The sequence below is a fragment of the Kurthia sp. Dielmo genome, assembly GCF_000307285.2.
In the GTDB taxonomy this organism is placed as follows: Bacteria; Bacillota; Bacilli; order Bacillales_A; family Planococcaceae; genus Kurthia; species Kurthia populi.
Genome location: NZ_CAEP01000176.1, coordinates 1 through 862 on the forward strand (window position 1 = coordinate 1; position 862 = coordinate 862).

The following is an 862-nucleotide window of genomic DNA, read 5'->3' on the forward strand; positions in this document are numbered from 1 at the left end:
TTAATAGGCTGTTGGCCTGTAATGCATCGTCCAGTCAAATCCTTCCGCAAAGGCAAGTTGTTCTTCCACACCGCCATATAACGTAATCCAATCCGAACCATTGTGAAGTGCTTCCATAAAGAGTTGCCCGTTTTTATAGACACGTCCACTTTCACAATCAAAAACGATTTCATCTCCTTCAAAAATAATCGTTTCAGGATTACTTGAAATAATGGTTTCATCATAGATTTGAATGCGTTCATAGACACGTAAATCACAAAAGGCCATGTAATTGGCTTTGTAGCTAATTCCTTTACTATCTTCGGTAATCGCACGTTTCCCGGCATATAATCCAAATCCAGCCACTGCCTTTTTAAATGTATCGCGTGTATCGGTCCAAACAGATTCCCATGTTTTCACTTCATTACGTGTTGTTTCATCCATTTTAACGACTTTCGCAAAGAATTTATTGCCGACTTTTTCAAATTCGATATAGCCATAAAAGTTACTGAAATCATTAATCGCTTCATTGGCTTTTAGTGGCTCTTTTAACGTCACCCATTTGTACGTGACTTTACCTTTTTTATCAGTTGTTTTCACTTTCTGTTTTTTCGCTACAGTGACAGTCTTTTTCTTTTTCACTGTTGGAATAAACGAACCAACATTTTTGACTGTTCCAGTACCTGTGTAGGCTTGTACATAAATCGCTTGATCGCTACCATTGCCATCATCTTTGATTGATAATTTACCAATTGCTTTTCCTGTGCCATCTAACAAATAGAGTTCCAATTTGTTTTCTGCACGTGCGTAACGGTTCACTGTACGAATGCGCCATGTCACTTTCCAGTTGTCGAGTTCTTTGGTCATCATACGTTTCAGTGCC

At 38.5% G+C, this 862-nt stretch carries 1 pseudogene; it reads right to left on the reverse strand.

Going from position 1 to position 862, the window contains the following annotated elements:
- Positions 1–862, reverse strand: a pseudogene (locus KTHG_RS00025) (distal tail protein Dit); the annotation flags it as partial.